Origin of the sequence: Microbacterium sp., assembly GCF_017305435.1 — a bacterium.
Taxonomy (GTDB): domain Bacteria; phylum Actinomycetota; class Actinomycetes; order Actinomycetales; family Microbacteriaceae; genus Microbacterium.
Genome location: NZ_JAFKIP010000007.1, coordinates 218,524 through 235,770, shown reverse-complemented (window position 1 = coordinate 235,770; position 17,247 = coordinate 218,524). Strand labels below are relative to the sequence as shown.

Genomic DNA, 17,247 nt, shown 5'->3' with positions numbered 1-17,247 from the left:
GAGCACCCTGAACCAGCCGTAAGTGGGACGAGGTCTGCCCGGAGTGGGACGACGCCCGTCGCAAGTGGGACGAGGGGGCGGGGAGGACGACCTCAGGCAGGGGGAGCGGGCGGAGCGGTCAGGCGGGCGGAGCGTCGGCGAACGCGACCTTCGGCACGAACAGGAGCAGCACCGCCGCGAGGAAGCCGCCGGCGGCGCAGATCGCCCACACCGTCAGGTAGCCGCCGAGGGATGCCGCGGTCTGGGATGCCACGGCGCCCGCACCGGCCGCGAGGACGACGCCGAACACGGCGGACGAGAACGTGCCGCCGATCGTCTTCGTCGTGTTCGTGAGCGCCGAGGCGATGCCGGTCTGTCCCGTCGGAGCGGCCGCCGCGGCCGCCGCGGGGAGAGCGCCGACGAGCGCGCCGCAGCCGAGACCCGCGATGCAGAGGTTCAGGAGCACCTGCCAGAGCTCGAGGTGGAACGGCAGGAACAGCGCGTAGCCCACGCCGACGAGCGTCGCCGCCACGATGAGCACGATGCGCGGGCTCAGCCGGCGTGACGTGATGGCGAAGACGACTGCGCCGACGATGAGCGACACGAGGTAGACGCCGATGATGTTGGAGCGCTCCGTGGCATCCAACCCCAACCCGTAGCCCAGGGAGCGATCGGTGCCCGCATACGTCGACAGCGGGCCCTGCGCGCCCAGCAGACTGATGCCCACGAGGAACGCCGTCGCCTGCACGGGCCACATCTCCGGCCGGCGCAGCACGCGGATGTCGATCGCCGGGTCCTTCTGTCGCAGCTCGTAGAACACGAACCCTACGAAGACCGCGAGGCCGGCGATCACGAGTGCGATCACCCACACCCACGCACCGGCGCCGAGGGACATCTCGCCGATCATGCGCATCCACGCGAGACCGCCGGTGATCAGCAGCAGTCCCCACGCGAGGATCACGAAGCCCCACGTGTCGAGCGAGCGCCCGGGCTCGGGGGTCGACTCGGGCACGCCGAACCAGATCACGAGCGCGATGAGGGTGACCGCGATCGCCGGCACCATGAGGGTCGTCGTGAGGTCGCCGCTCGTCGCCGTGAAGATGCGCCCGGCCGCCAGGGCGCCGATGATGGCGCCCGCCTGGAGGCCGACGACGAGGAGGCCCGCCGCGCGGCGCGTCGTCGACACGCCGCGGCTCTGGCGGCGGCCGCGTTCGAAGATCAGCGCGATCTCCAGCGGCAGCCAGACGACGTAGAAGCCCTGCAGCGCCCACGCGATGAGGAACGACCAGAACGACGTCGCGAAGACGAGCCACCACGTCGCGCCGGCCGTGAGGATCGCCGCGATCAGCAGGATCTTCTTGTGCCCGTACATGTCGCCGAGCTTCGCGAGGACGGGCACGACGAGCGCCGACAGCAGCAGCTGCGACGCTTCGAACCAGTTGACGTCCGAATCGTGGATGCCGAGCTTCACGACGATGTCGCTGAACAGCGGCACGTAGTAGCCCTGCAGGATGCCGGAGACGAGCTCTACGAGAACGAACCAGCCGATGAGGCCCGCGGTCACACCCACGGCGGACGAACGGATGGCGGCGGTCGTGGCCGCGGCGGAACGCGGTGTCGGCATCTTCGGCACGGCGTTCAGTCTAGGTTGGAACCGTGACTGAAGACGACGTTTCGGCAGACCGCGAAATCCTCACCTGGGACGGATTCGGCGCGGCCACCCGCGACCTCTCCCGGGCGATCATTCGGGACGGGTTCACGCCCGATGTCGTCGTCGCGATCGCGCGCGGCGGACTGCTGCCCGCGGGCGCGATCGCCTACGGGCTCGGCGTCAAGAGCTGCGGTGCGCTCAACGTCGAGTTCTACACCGGCATCGGGACGGTGCTCGAGGCGCCGGAGCTCCTCCCGCCCGACCTCGACCTCGGCTATCTGCCCGGCAAGCGCGTCCTCCTCGTCGACGACGTCGCCGACTCGGGGCGCACGCTCGCGCTCGCCGTCACGATGCTCGAAGAGGCGGGCGCCGACGTCCGCTCGGTCTGCATCTACATCAAGCCCGGATCCGTGGCATCCCCCGACTACACGTGGCGAGAGACCGACCGCTGGATCGACTTCCCCTGGTCGGCGCGCGGAACGGTCGCCGAGGAGGACGCCGGGGCCACCTCGCGCACCGGCGCCAGCGCCTGATGGCGAATACTCTCGACGAGCTCGCGGCCGCGGGGCTGATCGACGCGGGCTGGGCGAGCGCCCTCGCCCCCGTCGCTCCCGACATCGCTGCGCTCGGCGATCGACTGCGCGCCGAGACCGCCGCGGGTCGGAAGTATCTGCCGGCGGGCGATGTCGTCCTCCGCGCCTTCGCTCGCCCGCTGGACCGCGTCAAGGTGCTGATCGTCGGGCAGGATCCCTACCCGACGCCCGGGCATCCGATCGGTCTGTCGTTCGCCGTCGACGCGCACGTCCGCCCGCTGCCGCGGAGTCTGCAGAACATCTACCGCGAGCTCCAGGACGACCTCGGCATCGCCCCGGCGCCGCACGGCGACCTGTCGGCGTGGAGCGATCAGGGCGTCATGCTCCTCAACCGCGTGCTCACGGTCGCGCCCGGCGCCCCGGCATCCCACCGGGGATGGGGCTGGGAGAAGGTGACCGAGCACGCGATCCGCACGCTCGTCGCGCGGGGCGGCCCGCTCGTGGCGATCCTGTGGGGGAGGGATGCCGCGAACCTGCGGCCATTGCTCGGGTCGACGCCGATCATCGAGTCCGCGCACCCGTCGCCGTTGTCGGCCAGCCGGGGATTCTTCGGGTCGAAGCCGTTCTCTCGCGCCGATGCGCTCCTCGCCGAGCAGGGCGCGACCGCCGTGGACTGGCGCGTAGGCTGACGCGCATGCTGGAAGAGGAGTACGAGAAGTCCCGTCGGCGCCTGCCCGTGCACCTGCGCCGCATCGAGACCGAGCGCCCGTTCTCGTACGAGATCCGCGCCGTGCGCCCGAGCGACATCCCCGACATCCGCGAGATCTACAACCACTACGTCACGAACTCGGTCGTCACCTTCGACGAGAAGAAATGGACGCTGAAGCAGTGGCGCGAGAAGGTCGAGTTCCTCCAGAAGCACGAGATGCCGTTCCTCGTGGCCGAAGGTGCCAGCGGACAGATCCTCGGGTACGCGCTCGTGCAGCCCATGTCGTCGAAGTCGGCGTACCGCTACAGCGTCGAGAACTCGATCTATCTCGGCCAGGCGGCGACGGGGAAGGGCCTCGGCCGGGCACTGCTCGTCGCGCTCATCGCCGCGTCCGAGGAAGCGGGCATCCATCAGATGGTCGCGGTCATCAGCGACAAGGGGGCGGAGTCCTCGATCGCGCTGCACGAGAAGCTCGGCTTCGTCGAGGTCGGCCGGATGGGCCGTGTCGGCTTCAAGTTCGGCCGGTGGCTCGGCACGATCTATCTTCAGCGCCAGCTCACGCCCGTGAAGAAGAAGCGCGTACGGCGTCGATGAGGTCGCGCCACGGGCCCGAGGCGTCCGATTCGGCGATCTCGGCCCGGTGCTCCGCTCCGGGCACGCGTGCCGACACCCGGTAGGAGAACCGGTCGGCGGCTCTGTGCGCCGTCGGCGGCGCCGGATCATCCCACGGACAGTCCTCCACGAGTCGCAGCCACGGCGCGGGGTCGGCCGGTGGAGCGACGACGGTCCAGCGGCGTGTCATGCCCGCGATGCCGCCGGAGCGCTCGACGGTCACCGTGACCGCCGCGACCGCGGCGGTGCCCTCGCCCCGATCAGGCTCCTGTGTCACCGATACTCACGCCGACGGCGCCCCACGCGGTGTGGACGGCGGCGACCTCCTCCGAGTCCTCACCGTACTCCCGCACGGCGGTCTGCGCGGTCGCGGCGGCGAACGCCGCGAAGTCGGCCGTGCGGGGGAGGGTGCCGGCCGTCACCGTCAGGTACCAGATGCGTCCGGCGCGTTCCCAGGCGTGGCCGCCGAGCGCCGTCGCGACGAGTTCGAACGCCTTGTTCGGGATGCCGGAGTTGATGTGCACGCCGCCGTTGTCCTCGCTCGTCGCGACGTAGTCGCGCATGTGCGCGGGCTGCGGGTCACGCCCGAGCACGTCGTCGTCGTACGCGGTGCCCGGCGCCGCCATGGATCGCAGCGCGACCCCCTGGACGGCCGCGGTGAAGATGCCCGCGCCGATCAGCCACGACGCCTCGTCCGCGGTCTGTCCGAGCGCGTGCTGCTCGGTGAGCGCGCCGAACACGTCGGCGACGGATTCGTTGAGCGCGCCCGACTGCCCTTGGTAGTCGAGCCCGCCGCCGGCTTCGATGACGCCGTGCCCGAGTTCGTGGGCGATGACGCTGAGCGAACCCGTGAACCCCGTGAAGACCTCGCCGTCGCCGTCGCCGAACACCATGCGCTCGCCGTTCCAGAACGCGTTGTCGTACTTCTCGCCGTAGTGCACCGTGGCCTCGAGCGTGCCGCCCGCGCCGTCGACCCCGGCGCGGGCGAACGCGTCCCAGAAGAACGCGAAGGTCTCGCCGAGCCCGTCGAACGCCTGATTCACCGCGGCATCCGTCGACGCCCGGTCGTCCTCCGAGCGCACGCGCACGCCGGGCAGCCGTTCGCGGTGCTGCGCGTCGGAGATGACCCGGTCGGGGGCCGGCGCGCCCTCGAAGACGAGCGCGTCGCCGTCGACGGTGACGTCGAGGTTCACGCGCGTGCGGTGGTACTCGCGGGTCACGGCGAGGGTCGCCCGGGCCGCTTCGGCGGCGCGCGCGAGCTGCGGGGCGTCGGTGTCGGCGAGCCGGGAGAGCAGGTACGGGGGGACGATCGCGTGCATGGCGCTCACCCTACGCCGCCCCTCCGACGCTCCACCCGAATGCCGGTCGAACCGAAGTCGAACCGGAGTCGGGCCGGCCGAAGGCCGCGTCAGCCGCGATTCGGGTCGATGACGGGGATGGATGCCAGCAGCCGGCGGGTGTACGCGACCTGCGGCTGCAGCAGCACCTTCTCGGTCGGCCCCTCCTCGACGATGCGTCCGTCCTTCATCACGATGACCTCGTCGCAGAGGTTCTGCACGACGCCGATGTCGTGCGAGACCATCACGAGCGTGAGGTTCTGGCTCGCGCGCAGGTCGCGCAGCAGCTCGAGGATCTGCGCGCGCACCGTGACGTCGAGCGCCGACAGCGGCTCGTCGCCCACGAGGAGGCGCGGGCGGTGCACGATCGCGCGGGCGAGTGCGATGCGCTGCCGCTGCCCGCCGGAGAACTCGTGGGGGTAGCGCGCCGCCATGTCGGCGTCGAGTCCGACGTCCACCAGCACCTCGCGCACGCGCGCGCGACGGTCGATGTCGATGCCGAGGGCCCAGAGCGGCTCGCCCACGATGCGTCCGACGCTCATCCGCGGATCGAGCGACGCGTACGGATCCTGGAACACGATGCCCGTCTCGCGGCGCAGCCAGTGCAGCGAGCGGGCGGACGCGCGCGCATCGACCGCGCGGCCGTCGAAGGCGACGGTGCCGGACGTCGGGGCATCCAGCCCCAGGAGGATCCGGACGAGCGTCGACTTGCCCGAGCCGGACTCGCCGATGATCCCGACGGCCGAGCCCTCGCGGATGTCGATGTCGGCATCGTCGAGGGCGACGGTCGCCCCGGACCGTTCGAACAGGCGTGTGCCGCGCTGACGGAAGGTGCGGCCGAGCTCGCGGCCCTGCAGAAGCGTCGTCACGAGGCCCCCTCCACGATCCCCGGACCGCCCGCCGGGCGCCATACGGTCGCCGTCGCGTCGCGCAGGAGAGCCTGCGTGATCGGGGATGCCGGTGCGGTGAGGAGCCGCGTGAGCGGACCGTGCTCCACGACGCGTCCCTCGTCGAGGACGACGGCGTCCGTCGCGATCTGCGACAGGACGGCGAGGTCGTGCGTGATGAAGACGAGTGACATCCCGCCTTGACGCGTCAGGTCGCCGAGGAGGGCGAGGACCTCGGCCTGGATCGTCACGTCGAGCGCGGTCGTCGGCTCATCCGCGATGAGCAGCCGTGGCCGGCAGGCGAGCGCCATCGCGATCGCGACGCGCTGCCGCTGCCCGCCGGAGAGCTGGTGCGGGTAGCGGCGCACGATCCGCGCCGGGTCGGGGAGGTGCACACGCTCGGCCTCGGCGAGGGCGCGGGCGGCCGCGGCCCGTCGCCCGAGGCCCTCGTGGATGCGTGCCGACTCGGCGATCTGGCGGCCGACGGTCCGGATGGGATTGAGCGCCGTGCGCGGCTCCTGGAAGACGATCCCGATCTCGTCGCCGCGCAATCGCGCGAGCTCCCGGTCGGGCAGGCCGATGAGCTCCCGCCCGTCCCACCGGACGCTGCCGGAGGCCGTCGCGCCGTCCGGCAGGAGCCCGAGGATCGCGAGCGCCGTCAGCGACTTGCCCGAGCCCGATTCGCCGATGAGGCCGACGCGCGCGCCGTCGGGCACCGCGAACGAGACGCCGTCGACGACGCGGCGGCCGTCGATCTCGACGACGAGGTCCCGGACGTCGAGGCTCATGCGATCACCGCCGGCTGAGGGGCCGCGGCGCGGGAGCGGCGTCGCGACAGGGTGGGGTCGGTCGCTTCGCGCAGCCCGTCGCCGAGGAGGTTCAGCCCGAGCACCGTGACGGTGATCGCGAGCCCCGGCCAGACGACGGACAGCGGATGCACGGAGATGTAGGTCTGCAGGTCTTTCAGGAGCAGTCCCCAGCTGGGCTCCGTGGGCGGAGCGCCGAAGCCCAGGTAGCTGAGCCCGGCCTCGGCGAGGACGGCGACCGCCATTCCCCACGACAGCTGCACGATGAACACCGGCGCGACGTTCGGCAGGAGGTGCCGCCAGAGGTTCTGGAACGGGGTGAGGCCCGACGCCCGCCCGGCCGTCACGAAGTCGCTGTGCAGCACACGGCGCAGCTCCGGTCGGGTGACGCGGGCGATGTTGACCCCGAACCCGATCCCGACCGAGACGATCACGACCCACAGCGAGCCGCCCCACACCGACGAGAGCATCATCGCAATGAGGAGCACGGGGAACGCGATCAGGATGTCGACGAACACCGCGACCGACTCGCGCACCCAGCGGGTCGTCAGAGCGCCGAGGGCGGCGAGCAGGAGACCGAGGAGGGTCGCGACGAGCCCGGCGCCGAGCGCGACCCAGACGGTCGTCCGGGCGCCCGCCATGAGGAGGCTCAGGATGTCGCGCCCCGAGCCGTCGGTGCCGAGCAGATGCGGGATGCCGGGGGCGTCCCACCGATTCGCGACATCCACCTTCTGCGGGTCGAAGGGCGTCCAGAAGCGGGCGAGGAGGGCGGTGAGGCCGATGACGAGGACGACGACGATGCCGAACCGGCCCGTCGAGAGGGACCACAGGCGGCGGAGCCACGCGAACCGGGATCTCATTCGGCCTCCCGCTGCCGCGGGTCGATGACCCGGTGGACGAGGTCGACGACGAAGCCGACGACGAGGACGAATCCGGTGAGGACGAGGAGCTCTCCCTGCACCTTGGGGAGGTCGCGCTGCCCGACGTCGGCGACGAGCATGCGGCCGATGCCGGGCAGGCTGAACAGCTGTTCGATGATGACGGCGCCGACGATGATGCCCGCCACCTGCAGCCCCAGGACCGTGATGATCGAAAGCCCGACGTTCGGCAGGCCGTGCCTCAGCAGCGCCTGCGTGCGGGTGAGCCCCTTCGCCGCCGCCGTGCGGACGAAGTCCTGACCCGTCGCCTGCAGTGTCGCCGAGCGCACGAACCGCATGAGCATCGCGCCTTCGATGACGCCGATCGTGATCGCGGGGAGCAGCAGCGAGCGGAAGGCGAGCGCGGGATCGTCCCACCCGCCCCGGGGGAACCCCTGCGCCGGCAGCCATCCGAGCCACACGGCGAACACGAGCACGAGCATCATGCCGGCCCAGACGACCGGCACGGCGGCGAGCGTCTGCGCGCCGACGCTCAGCGCCGTGCCGTCGGCGCGGCCGCGGCGGAGCGCCGACAGGACGCCGAAGGGCAGCGCGATGACGAGCGCGACCGTCATCGCCATGAGCCCGAGCGGGATCGTCACCTGCGCCTTCTCGACGAGTTCGGAGGCGACGGGCGCTCCCGTGACGAGCGAGGCCCCGAGCTCGCCGCGGAGGACTCCGCCGATCCAGGTGAAGTACTGCGTGAGCAGCGGCGCGTCGAGCCCGAGGCGTTCCCGGATGCCGGCGATCTGCTCCGGTGTGGAGTTCATCCCGGCGATGAGCTGTGCGACATCGCCGGGAAGAACCCGCAGCGTCAGGAAGATCAGCGCACTGGCGACGACGAGGCCCAGCAGCAGCAGGGCCAGCCTCGTCAGTGCGTAGCGGAGCACCCGGCGGTCTCGTTACCGGCTCTTGGCGAGGTCGGCGAGGTTCATCCGCTCGTTCGTGTTCACCGTCGGGAATCCCGTGACGGTCGGCGCGACGGCGACGACGGATGCCCCGTTGTAGAGCCAGTCGGCGGCCTGGTCCTCGGCGACGATCCTCGCGGCCTGCTTGAGGAAGTCGGCGGCCTGATCGGGGTCGGTCGCGGCGACCGACTTCGCGTAGAGCGCCTGCACCTCGGGGTTGTCGTAGGTGAAGTAGTAGTCCGGGTTCGCCCAGTTCTCGAAGTCGTGCGCCTCGGTGTGCAGCACGAAGCTCAGGTCGTAGTTCTTGTTGATGTAGACATCGTTGAGCCAGGCCGAGAACTCGACGGCGTCGACCTTCAGCGTGATGCCGACGTCGTCGAGGTTCGACACGAGGATCTGCGAAACGGTCGTTCCGTAGAAGGAGGGGATCGTGAGGGTCAGGGTGATGTCCTCGGCCCCGGCCTCCGCGAGCAGCTTCTTCGCGGCATCCGGGTCGAACGGCGCCGTCGACTCGAGGTCCTCGTAGCCGGGGTCGAGTTCGGGGATCGGGCCGTACAGGGTCTGACCCGCGCCGAGGGCCTCGACGATCGACTTCTTGTCGATCGCCTGGCGGATGGCCTTGCGCACGCGCTCGTCCGCGAGGGGACCCTTCGTCGAGTTCATCGCGAGCGTGCCCTTGTCGGTCGACTGGCCGAGCACGAGCGAGAAGGCCCCGTTCGCCTCGATCTGGTCCTTCAGGGTCGCGTCGAACCCGGTCACGACGTCGAGCTCACCGGCGAGGGCGCCGGAGAGGGCGGCCTGGGTGTCGGGGATGAAGTCGAGCACGACCTCGGCGACCTTCGCCTTGTCGCCCCAGTAGGCGTCGTTGCGCTTCAGCGTGATCGAGTCGCCCTGCTTCCAGTCGGTCAGGGCGTACGGGCCCGTCCCGTTGGCCTTCGTCTTGCGGTCGATCGTGTCGCCCTCCTTGAAGACGAGCCCTGCGCGGCCGGTGAGGTTCCACAGGAGGGTCGAGTCGGGCGCGGAGAGCGTCAGGACGATGTCCTGCCCGTTCGCCGCGATCGACGAGACGTTCTTCAGTCGATCGGAGTCGCGGTAGGTCGCGGTGTCCTTGACCTGCTGCAGCGACCAGACGACGTCCTGCGGAGTGAGCTCCTGTCCGTCGTGGAAGGTGACCCCCTCGCGCAGCGTGAAGGTGTAGGTCAGGCCGTCGGCGGAGACCTCGTGGCTCGAGGCGAGCGTGTCGACGATCTCCTGGTCGGGCGTGCGCGAGACGAGGCCCTGGTACACGTTGTCGATCAGGATCTGGTCGAGCGCGGCGCCCGCCGTCTCGCGGATGTCGAGGTTGCTCGGTTCGAGGACGAGCCGGACCGCGACGGACGCGTCGGGGTCCGCCGCGGCGGTGGAGCCGCTCGGGGACGGTGCGGAGCTGCCGGTGCAGGCGCTGAGCAGCAGCGCGCCGGCCGCGAGGAGGGCGGCTGCAGCGACGGTGGTGCGGCGGAGCATGTGGGGGTTCCTTTCGCAGGGGCGCGCGCGTTCGGGTGCTGTGTGGCGCGTCCGTGGACTCGGTGCGCGTTACAGCCTAGGCTCTGGCCGGCGTGTGCGAGGCCCCGCGCCGGTCATCCGCCGTCATGAACGCCGTCCCGGGCGTTCCGGGCGCTCCGGGCGTCGCTTCAGCTGCGGGCGATGTCGCCGATGAGGGCCGCGAGGAGAACGGGCGCCTCCTCCTGCACGTTGTGCCCGCTCGGCGCGTCGACGAGCGTGGCCGCCGGGACACGCCGGCGGAACTCGGCGGCATCCGCCGGCGTCACGAAGCCGCGTTCGCCCCGCACGAGCGTGATCGGGGCGGTGACGTCGGCGAGGTCGTCCCAGCCGAATGCCGTGAGGGCGCCCCGGATCGCGGACTGCTGCGCCGCGGCGCCGGCGGCTGCGGCCGGGTCTCCCGCGAGGGCGTTCGCGAGGTGAGCGAAGTGGTGCTTCCACTCCACCCGTCCGTCCGGGCGCACGCGCGAATTGAGGAAGACGCCGCGCGTCGCCGCTTCGCGGGTGCCGCCGAGGCCGAATGCGAGGGCGCGGTCGACGAGCTCATCGCGGCTCGCCCAGTCGGTGGGCCCCGCGAAGAACGCGCCGATCTGTGCGGCATCCCCGTTCGGATCGATGCCGGGGGTGATGTCGACGACGACGAGCTCGCGGACGAGCCCGGGGTGCGTGCTCGCGACGGCTGCCGCCGTGAGTCCCCCGAGTGACTGCCCGACGAGCACCTGGGGCCCGCGGGTCCAGGCGGCGATGGCCGGCGCGACATCGGCGGCGAGCGTGCGTCCGGTGTAGGCGGCATCCTCCCGCCACGATGAGTCGCCGTGCCCGGGAAGGTCGAGGGCGAGGGCGGGCAGGCCCAGGGCGAGGACCGTCGTGTCCCACGTGTGCGCGTTGAGGCCCGCGCCGTGCAGGAACGTGACGACGGGGTCGGGGAAGGCGCCCGTCGCGGCGTCGCCGTACTGCAGGGCGCTGATCGTGCGTCCGTCGGGTAGTGCGTGGTCCAGGCGGCGCACCGGGGGAGCGGCGACACCGAGCTCGGCGGCCTGCGCGGGGAGGAAGTCGAACTCGTCCATCCCGCCATTGTCGCCCCATCGGCGAGAGGTCGCGACACGCGCTGTCGCACGGCGACGTCGGCGCGTGTCGCGACCCCTCGCGATGCTCGCCGGGCGCCTGCGGGCGGAGACCGGGGAATAGGCTGGTGCGCATGACCGCCGAACGCCGTGTCCACCTCTCCCGCTCGGCGCGCCCCGCCTACGACGCGCTCGAGGCGTTCTCCCGCACGGTCGGCGACGTCGCCGCCGCGGCGGGCATCGACGACCGGCTCCGCGAGCTCACGCTCATCCATGCGTCGCAATTGAACGGCTGCGCCTACTGTGTGCGCGTGCACGTCGACCGCGCCGTCGCGGCGGGCCTCGGCGCCGACGAGATCGCGCAGCTTCCAGCCTGGCGTGAGTCCGGCGTCTTCACGGCGCGCGAACGTGCGGCGCTCGAACTCGCGGAGAGCTATGTCTTCATCCACGAGGAGGGGATCCGGGACGAGGTCTACGACCGCGTCGGCGGCATCCTCAGTGAAGAGGAGTACGTCGCACTCAGCTGGCTCCTCGTCTCGATCAACGCGTTCAACCGCATCACCATCGCGGGCAAGTATCCCGTGCCGCCGCGGCGCGGCGCGGACTCCGGGCAATGACGGCGCGCCGGGTCGAGCCCGTCGACGGGGTCTTCAACTTCCGCGACACGGGCGGTCTGCCCGCGGGCACTGGCATCACGCGCGCGGGGGTGCTCTACCGGTCCGCCAACCTCGCGCACGTCACGGCGGCGGGGCGCACCGCGCTGGGCGCGCTCGGCGTGCGGCGCATCGTCGACCTCCGGGACGACGACGAGGTCGCGTGGGAGCCGAGCCTCGTCGAGGGGCTCGACGTCGAGATCGTCCGCGTGCCCCTCTTCCTCGGCTCGGTGGCCTCCTTCTTCGAGCGCGACGTGACGCTCGGCGAGCTGTACCGGAGCCTCATCGACGAGTCGGGGGACCGCGTGGTCGAGGCCGTGCGCGCGATCCTGGCCGCGCAGCCCGCGCTCGTGCACTGCACGGTCGGCAAGGACCGGACCGGCGTCGTCGTCGCACTCCTGCTGACGGCGGCGGGTGTCGAGGTGGATGCCGTCGTCGCCGACTATGCGGCGACCGAATCGAGTCTGCCGCCCGAGCGCAACGCACGGGTGCTCACCTACCTGCGACGTGCGCACCCGGCGGCGCGGAACGTCGACGAACTGGCCACGCGGGCTCCCGCGGAGGTGATGCGCGCGCTCCTCGCCGAGATCGAGGAGCGTCACGGATCCGTCGCCGGCTACCTGAGCGCGCACGGGCTGGACGCGGGCGAGCTCGCCGCGTTGCGCGGCATCCTCATCGCAACGTGAGGTAAGGCTCGCCTAAACGAGGCGTATAGTGGGGGGTGAGATGAGCACCCTGATCGCGCACCACGGCACGCACGACGCCGCCGCCTGCAAGGCGTCGCGGCACGCGCGTGTGCAGCAGCTCATCACGGCGGACGAGACGTCGCTCATCGAGCTCGAGACGCTCGTCGCGACGCTTCCGATCTGCTCGACGGGACGCGTGTTCGTCGAGGTGCCCGATGCCTCGTGGATCTTCGATCTGCGGGTTCCCGCCCGCATGATCGTGACGTGGCTCGATCGCTCGCAGCGCAGCGGCGCCCCGGGCACGGGCCGCGCATGCGCGCCCGGTCAGGCGCTCGCGCGCGCGGTCGTCGCCTGGTCGGACGAGATGCTGTGCGACGACGTCGCCGCGGGGGATGCCGAGGAGCGCCCTGCGCGCACGGCGACCTGCGCCGGGGGCACGTGCATCCACCTGTTGGGCGGCTTCCTCGGGACGGCCGACATCTTCGACCACCTGACGGATGCGCTCGGGATCGACGCGGCATCCATCGCCACGCCGGCACGCTTCGGTCTCGCCGCCGCGCACTGAACGCTCCGGTCGATACGCCGGGACCGGTGCCGGGCGCTGAGCCCGCTCAGCTGCCGCGCGGGACGTAGTTGCCGTCTTCGAGGCCCGCGAGGATCTCGAACCGATTGCGCAACGGATCGCGCCCCGCGACGAGGTACAGCAGCGGCATGAGGAATCCGTACCGGCGCCACTGGCGCGCGTGCACCGCCTCGTGTGCGAGGACGGCATCCGTCACGGGCGCCGACCCGGTGAGGTAGCAGCCGCCGACGCAGACGCCACCACGCCCGAACGCCCAGTTCGGCAGGCCGCGGAAGACCCAGAGGCCCGCGCGGCGTTCGATCCGGCCACGCGACCACAGTCCGCCCCAGACGAATCCGACGGTCGTCCCCCACCAGTAGCCGACGCGGCTGATCGGCGAGTCGAGCAGCACGGTCGGGATGAACGCGTCGAGACGCTCTCCGCGGGTGACGGCGCGTTCGGCGCGGACGCGCCATCCGGCGGGAGGCCGTGGGATCACGCGAGCGCTCCGACGACACGCAGGATCGTGCCGAGATCGTCGATCGCCGCCGCGGGCGACGCAGGCGCGAAGCCGGCGATCGACGCCCCGACGAGCGGCACGCGGGCACGGAGGGCGCCGAGAGCGGCGAGGAGGTGCTCGAGGCTGAGACCGAACGGCACGGGCAGCGCGACGCCGCCGATCACGGCGGGATCGAGCACATCCAGGTCGACGTGCACGTAGACCGCTGTCGCACCGGTGGCGGCGACGGCCTCGACGAGTGCGGCGGGATCCCTCAGCGCGTCGACGTCGAGATGCGTGATGCCGGAGTCCGCCACGACGTCGCGTTCGGCGTCGTCGAGCTCGCGGGCCCCGGCGAGGATCACGCGGCTCGCGGGCACGGCGCCGCTTCCCTCGAAAGGCATCGCGTCGATGACGGCGCGCAGGGCCATGCCGGCGAACGCGCCCGAGGGCGAGGCATCCGGGGTGTTCAGGTCGCCGTGGGCGTCGAACCAGACCACCGCGAGGGCCTCGTTGCGGCTGGCCGCGTGCGCGATCGCGGCGACCGCGACCCCGCAGTCGCCGCCGATCACGAGCACGGGATCGGCGCCCGCGCTCTCGCCGTTCTGGGGGTCGTGGGCGTCCAGGGCGTCGCGGAGCGCCGTCGCCGTGCGGGAGAGCGCACTGAAACGCCGGATGCCGGTGTCGAGGGCCTCGCCGGCCGACGCCGGCACCTCCAAGCGCACGGTCGATGCCCGCGGCAGGTCACCCGCGATCGCCTCCGCACCGTCGACGAGATGCATCGCGCGTGCGGCGGGGGAGCCCTGCCACTGCGGCACGACGACGAAACGCGTCATGGTGTCCACCTTCCCGAGCCGCGAAGAGCGTCGCGGAACCTCCCGTGTGTCACGCGTCGCGACGCGATCACGTGTACGCGAGAGGTTCCGCGACGACGGATCACTGCTCGATCGCGGGCGCCGGTGCGCCGGACTTCAGCGCGGCGAGCCGCGCCTCGACCTCGGTGAGCTCACCGACGTCTTCGAGCGAGTTGAACTGGGCGTCGAGGCTGGATGCCGCGATCTCCGCCTTGCCCGCGGCGAGCGCCTCCTGGCGGCGCACCTTGTCCTCGAAGCGGCCGAGCTCGCTCGTCGGGTCCATGACGTCGATCGACTTGACGGCGTCGTGAACCTTGTTCTGCGCCTCGGCGGTCTTCTGGCGCGCCATGAGCTCCGACGACTTCGCCTTCAGCTCGACGAGCTTCTGCTTCATGCCGTTGAGGCCGTCCTTGAGCTTGTCGACGACCTCGGTCTGCGAGGTGATCGTCGGCTCGGCCTGACGGGCTTCGTTCTCCGAGCTGATCTGCCGCTGCAGGGCGATCTTGGCGAGGTTGTCGAACTTGTCGGCATCCGCCGTGTTGCCGGCGCCGCGCAGCTCGTCGGCCTTGCGGCTCGCGGCGAGGGCCTTGTTGCCCCACTCCGTGGCGGCCCGGACGTCTTCCTCGTGATCCCGCTCGAGGAGGCGCAGGTTGCCGATCGTCTCGGCGATCGCCGACTCGGCGTCGGCGATGTTGTTGGTGTAGTCGCGAACGAGCTGGTCGAGCATCTTCTGCGGGTCTTCTGCGGAGTCGAGCATCGCGTTGATGTTCGCCTTCACCAGCGTCGAGATGCGACCGAAGATGGACTGCTTTACCATCGGGTTTCCTTTCCTAGCGTGATCTGTGTCGTGTCGAGGGTGGGGATGCAGCGGTCAGAATCGGCCCCCTCCGCGGCGCGATCGCGTGCCGCCGCCGCCGAAGCTGCCCGGGCTCATGCCGCCGCCGGATCGCCCGCCGCCGGAGCGTCCGCCGCCGAAGCCGCCGCCGCTGCGGCCGCCCCCGCCGCCGTTCAGCAGCGAATTGATGAGGATGCCGCCGAGCACGGCGCCCATCATGTTGCCGCCGCCCCCGCCTCCGGAGCTGCCGGAGAACGCACCGACGTCGTTCTGGGCCAGCTGGATCGCCTGCGCGGCGAGGTCATTCGCGCGCTGCGCGTAGGGCAGCGCCTGGGCGGGGTCGGTCTGCTGCAGCTGACGCGCCTGCACGAGCGAGGCACCGGCCTCGGCGAGCCGGGTGCGCGCCGGGGCGCCGATCGCGCCGCGGCGCGACGTGATGTAGTCCTCCGCAGCCGAGACCTGGCCCTGCGCCTGATTGAGCAGGAGGTTCAGCTGCGCCCCCTGGCGCTGTGCCTGTGCCTGAGCGTCCCGCGCGCCGGAGACGAGCGCGTCGATCTGCGCGTTGGCCTGCGTCAGGGAGTCGAGGGCGACCAGCGGTCGCTTGGCGTCGCCGGAGAGGAGCGCCTTCGCGGCATCCACCTGCTGGCGCGTCGCGGCGATGACGGGCGCGAGTCGCCCGTCGGGGTCGGGCAGCGCGGCGGCGGCGGCGAGATCCTGCTCGATGTCGGCGGTGAGCGCCGCGGCGTCGGTCTCGCCGCGGGCGAGGTCTGCGCCGAGCTTGTCGATCGCCTTCTGCAGCTGGTCGGCCTGCGCGACGGCGGCTTCGGCCGAGCGGATCTCGACCGCGGCGGACGCGCCGTCGCCCGCGGCGATCTCGCGCTCCGCGGCGGCCAGGTGCTCATCGGCGAACTGCAGGCGCTCGGCGGCCTGCGCGGGGTCGTCGACGACGGTCGCGAGGGCCTCCGGCGCGTACGAGCGCTGCAACGCGGAGAGGGATGCCGCCGCGGCACCCTGGCGTGCGGCGACCGCGTCGTGCTCCGCTCGCGTACGCGCGAGCGCCTCGGGCGCGTTCTGCTCGAGCCGGCGCAGGTCGTCGAAGGCCCTCGCCTTCTCGTCGAGCTCGCCGTTCGCGTGGGTGCAGAGGTCGATGATCTGCGCGTTCCACGCCCGGGTGTCGGCCTCGGCGTCGGGCGTCCTGTCGTCGAGCTGCTGCTTGAGGGCGAACGCCTTGTCGAGGTCTTCCTTCGCGTGGGCGAGGGCCGTCTCGAACTCGACCGCGGCCGCGTCGCCGAACTGCGCGCGCGCGAAACCGAGCTCCTGCTCGCTCGTCTTGATCGCGTCGTCGGTCGCGACGAGCGCGGATGCCGCGCGCCGCCCGAGCTCTTCCGTGGACACCCCCGCAAGAGGGTCCGCATCGGCGGCACCGCCCGGGCCGCCTCCGCCGCCGGCCGGGACCGCGGTGCGGGTCTTCCGGCGCGAGCGCACCACGATGACGACCACGAGCGCCGCGACGGCGAGCAGCACGAGGACGAGGAGCACTCCCCAGACGCCCGAGCCTCCAGCCGATCCCGTGCCGCCGGAGCCGCCCGAGACGGCGTCGGCGAGACCGTCGCGCGCCGCTGTGGCCGCCCCCGCCCAGTCGCCGCTCGCGAGGGCGGGCTGGATGCGCTGCTGCTCGATCGCGCCGAGCTGGTCCTCGCTCACCGGGCCGGACGAGTCGCCGGACAGATAGAACTGGCGGCCGTCCGTCGAGACGGCGAGGAGGTACTGATTGGGCCCGAGCCCGTTGCGCTGCGCGGTGTCGTTCGCCCAGGCGTCCGACGCGGAAGGGTTCGTGAAGGTCGGCACGTACGTGACCCACAGATCGACCCCCGACGTGGACGACAGCGAGCGCAGCGACGTGTCGAGCTCGCCCTCCTGCGCGTCGCTCAGGACGTCCGACACGTCGAGCACGCGCGACCCGGCGAGGGTCACGGGATCGGTCGCGCTCGCGGGCGCGGCGGCGCCGAACAGCGCCACGGACCCGCCGAGCACGAGGGCGGCCGCGGTCGTGAGAGCAAGAGCCAGACGCATGCGCAAGCGCATTCCCTCCTTCGCGGGAGTGGTCGTTCCCGCCCCCCTTCCGATCCTATTCCGCGGCGCGCATGTGGCAACAGGCGGCGGGGATGAATGCCGGCGGGCGAGCCTGCCGGTAGCGTGACCTGTTCGGAGGGGAT

19 protein-coding genes are annotated in these 17,247 nt (G+C 71.8%); 6 read left to right on the top strand and 13 right to left on the bottom strand.

All coding sequences use genetic code 11. From position 1 onward, the window contains the following. Positions 1-118: 118 nt before the first annotated feature. Complete coding sequence (locus J0I43_RS14025) at positions 119-1,603, bottom strand: MFS transporter (protein ID WP_292865349.1); 1,485 nt, start codon at positions 1,601-1,603, stop codon at positions 119-121. 32 nt (positions 1,604-1,635) lie between these two features. Between J0I43_RS14025 and J0I43_RS14020 the strand changes: the two genes are divergently transcribed. The 3 genes from J0I43_RS14020 to J0I43_RS14010 are packed head-to-tail and all read left to right on the top strand — an operon-like array spanning position 1,636 to position 3,466. Continuing rightward, entirely contained in the window at positions 1,636-2,163 is a 528-nt protein-coding gene (locus J0I43_RS14020; protein WP_292865104.1) for a phosphoribosyltransferase, read from the top strand. After that, on the top strand, positions 2,163-2,852 hold the full coding sequence (locus J0I43_RS14015; protein WP_292865101.1) for a uracil-DNA glycosylase: 690 nt from the start codon (positions 2,163-2,165) through the stop codon (positions 2,850-2,852). Before J0I43_RS14020 ends, J0I43_RS14015 begins: the two co-directional genes overlap by 1 nt. 5 nt (positions 2,853-2,857) lie before the next feature. Beyond that, positions 2,858-3,466 carry a GNAT family N-acetyltransferase gene (locus J0I43_RS14010; RefSeq protein WP_292865098.1) on the top strand — a complete coding sequence of 203 codons (609 nt, stop codon included), beginning with the start codon at positions 2,858-2,860 and terminating at the stop codon, positions 3,464-3,466. On the opposite strand, the gene J0I43_RS14005 is transcribed toward J0I43_RS14010, so the two are convergent. The 8 genes from J0I43_RS14005 to J0I43_RS13970 form a co-directional block, all read right to left on the bottom strand. After that, the gene (locus J0I43_RS14005) at positions 3,429-3,761 is read right to left on the bottom strand and encodes a protealysin inhibitor emfourin (protein WP_292865095.1); all 333 of its coding nucleotides are present in this window, start codon (positions 3,759-3,761) and stop codon (positions 3,429-3,431) included. The two genes, J0I43_RS14010 and J0I43_RS14005, sit on opposite strands and share 38 nt — an antisense overlap. Beyond that, on the bottom strand, positions 3,745-4,803 hold the full coding sequence (locus J0I43_RS14000) for a M4 family metallopeptidase (protein WP_292865092.1): 1,059 nt from the start codon (positions 4,801-4,803) through the stop codon (positions 3,745-3,747). Before J0I43_RS14000 ends, J0I43_RS14005 begins: the two co-directional genes overlap by 17 nt. 89 nt (positions 4,804-4,892) lie before the next feature. Then, complete coding sequence (locus J0I43_RS13995) at positions 4,893-5,732, bottom strand: ATP-binding cassette domain-containing protein (protein WP_292865089.1); 840 nt, start codon at positions 5,730-5,732, stop codon at positions 4,893-4,895. Next, on the bottom strand, positions 5,687-6,496 hold the full coding sequence (locus tag J0I43_RS13990) for an ABC transporter ATP-binding protein (protein ID WP_292865086.1): 810 nt from the start codon (positions 6,494-6,496) through the stop codon (positions 5,687-5,689). Before J0I43_RS13990 ends, J0I43_RS13995 begins: the two co-directional genes overlap by 46 nt. Next, on the bottom strand, positions 6,493-7,374 hold the full coding sequence (locus J0I43_RS13985) for an ABC transporter permease (RefSeq protein ID WP_292865083.1): 882 nt from the start codon (positions 7,372-7,374) through the stop codon (positions 6,493-6,495). Before J0I43_RS13985 ends, J0I43_RS13990 begins: the two co-directional genes overlap by 4 nt. Beyond that, positions 7,371-8,321, bottom strand: coding sequence for an ABC transporter permease (locus tag J0I43_RS13980; RefSeq protein ID WP_292865080.1), 951 nt, complete (start codon positions 8,319-8,321; stop codon positions 7,371-7,373). Before J0I43_RS13980 ends, J0I43_RS13985 begins: the two co-directional genes overlap by 4 nt. A 12-nt stretch (positions 8,322-8,333) precedes the next feature. Beyond that, positions 8,334-9,842, bottom strand: a complete 1,509-nt coding sequence (locus tag J0I43_RS13975; protein WP_292865077.1) for an ABC transporter substrate-binding protein — start codon at positions 9,840-9,842, stop codon at positions 8,334-8,336. A 167-nt stretch (positions 9,843-10,009) separates the two neighbouring features. Beyond that, complete coding sequence (locus J0I43_RS13970) at positions 10,010-10,945, bottom strand: alpha/beta hydrolase (protein ID WP_292865074.1); 936 nt, start codon at positions 10,943-10,945, stop codon at positions 10,010-10,012. A gap of 131 nt (positions 10,946-11,076) precedes the next feature. On the opposite strand from J0I43_RS13970, the gene J0I43_RS13965 reads away from it, so the two are divergent. From J0I43_RS13965 to J0I43_RS13955, 3 genes are read left to right on the top strand one after another with little or no spacing between them, the layout of a single operon-like run. Beyond that, complete coding sequence (locus tag J0I43_RS13965; protein ID WP_292865071.1) at positions 11,077-11,559, top strand: carboxymuconolactone decarboxylase family protein; 483 nt, start codon at positions 11,077-11,079, stop codon at positions 11,557-11,559. Continuing rightward, the gene (locus J0I43_RS13960; RefSeq protein WP_292865068.1) at positions 11,556-12,281 is read left to right on the top strand and encodes a tyrosine-protein phosphatase; all 726 of its coding nucleotides are present in this window, start codon (positions 11,556-11,558) and stop codon (positions 12,279-12,281) included. The genes J0I43_RS13965 and J0I43_RS13960 overlap by 4 nt, the downstream gene beginning before the upstream one ends. 40 nt (positions 12,282-12,321) lie before the next feature. Further along, positions 12,322-12,846 (top strand): SIP domain-containing protein, encoded by a 525-nt coding sequence (locus J0I43_RS13955; RefSeq protein WP_292865065.1) that lies wholly within the window; start codon positions 12,322-12,324, stop codon positions 12,844-12,846. 46 nt (positions 12,847-12,892) lie between these two features. Here the strand turns inward: J0I43_RS13955 and J0I43_RS13950 are convergent, their stop codons facing one another. The 4 genes from J0I43_RS13950 to J0I43_RS13935 all read right to left on the bottom strand — a co-directional run bounded on the left by J0I43_RS13950 (position 12,893) and on the right by J0I43_RS13935 (position 17,104). After that, positions 12,893-13,342 (bottom strand): Fe-S oxidoreductase, encoded by a 450-nt coding sequence (locus J0I43_RS13950; protein ID WP_292865062.1) that lies wholly within the window; start codon positions 13,340-13,342, stop codon positions 12,893-12,895. Beyond that, the gene (locus tag J0I43_RS13945) at positions 13,339-14,178 is read right to left on the bottom strand and encodes an arginase family protein (protein ID WP_292865060.1); all 840 of its coding nucleotides are present in this window, start codon (positions 14,176-14,178) and stop codon (positions 13,339-13,341) included. Before J0I43_RS13945 ends, J0I43_RS13950 begins: the two co-directional genes overlap by 4 nt. Positions 14,179-14,278: 100 nt before the next feature. After that, complete coding sequence (locus J0I43_RS13940) at positions 14,279-15,013, bottom strand: PspA/IM30 family protein (RefSeq protein WP_292865058.1); 735 nt, start codon at positions 15,011-15,013, stop codon at positions 14,279-14,281. Positions 15,014-15,067: 54 nt separating this feature from the next. Next, positions 15,068-17,104, bottom strand: coding sequence for a TPM domain-containing protein (locus tag J0I43_RS13935; RefSeq protein ID WP_292865055.1), 2,037 nt, complete (start codon positions 17,102-17,104; stop codon positions 15,068-15,070). Positions 17,105-17,247 lie beyond the last annotated feature (143 nt).